The 772-nt window shown below is 63.1% G+C and carries 2 protein-coding genes; both read right to left on the bottom strand.

The genetic code is table 11. From position 1 onward, the window contains the following. Nucleotides 1–146 precede the first annotated feature (146 nt). Nucleotides 147–350 carry a cold-shock protein gene (locus HX774_RS18710; protein WP_114817908.1) on the bottom strand — a complete coding sequence of 68 codons (204 nt, stop codon included), beginning with the start codon at nucleotides 348–350 and terminating at the stop codon, nucleotides 147–149. A gap of 201 nt (nucleotides 351–551) precedes the next feature. Continuing rightward, on the bottom strand, nucleotides 552–772 hold a 221-nt coding region (locus tag HX774_RS18705), incomplete at its 5' end, for an extensin family protein (RefSeq protein ID WP_178828940.1).

Raw genomic sequence — 772 nt, 5'->3', positions numbered from 1 at the left:
TTCACGGGGGAGGATCGAGCAAGGCTGCGCTCAAGCAGCGCGGATCCGCGAGCCGCGCATTAGCGCTCTTCACTTCACAAAAAGAAAGACGCGGAACCGGCAGGTCCCGCGCCTTTCAATCTCAGAACCCGAAGGGTCCGTGGGCCTTAGAGAACCTTGAGGTCCACAGCCGAGGTCTTGCCGCGCTGATCTTCCAGCGAGTACTCGACCTTGGCGTTTTCATCGAGGCCCTGCAGGCCAGCCTTCTGAACGGCCGTGACGTGGACGAAAACGTCCGAGCCGCCGCCGTCGGGCTGAATGAAGCCATAGCCCTTGGTGGGGTTGAACCACTTAACCGTGCCGGTCGCCATCTTAGCGTCTCCGTAAACGCGCTTTGCCAGGCGGATTTCCACGCGGGATAATCCGTCAGTCCATCTGGACAAGCTCGTTCAGGCGAAGGAGCGAGACGCGGGTTTGGACCCCACGTGAAATCCGGACTGCCCGACTTTGTCACCCGACTATCCACAGTCCGTCAACTGTAAAGCGAATCCGCAGGCCAAGAGCTCAGATGACTATCGCGCGCTCAGGCACACCCCGCGGGCGGCGCCGTCCAGATGGAAGTGGTCGCGGTGCGCGGCGTTATAGTCCGGCGTCAGAACATTGCCGAACAGGCGGCAGCCCCCGTCTCGCAAGCGTCGCAGGAAGACGGCCTTCTGCTTCCCGTCCGCCCCTTTCCCCTCCCAGTCCCGCAGCACCGACACCGTCCGGCCGTCGGTCAGCCGCACCCCCGCCA

This window comes from Brevundimonas sp. P7753, from assembly GCF_013386595.1.
Lineage (GTDB): Bacteria > Pseudomonadota > Alphaproteobacteria > Caulobacterales > Caulobacteraceae > Brevundimonas > Brevundimonas bullata.
This window is presented reverse-complemented; position numbering and strand designations above follow the sequence as displayed.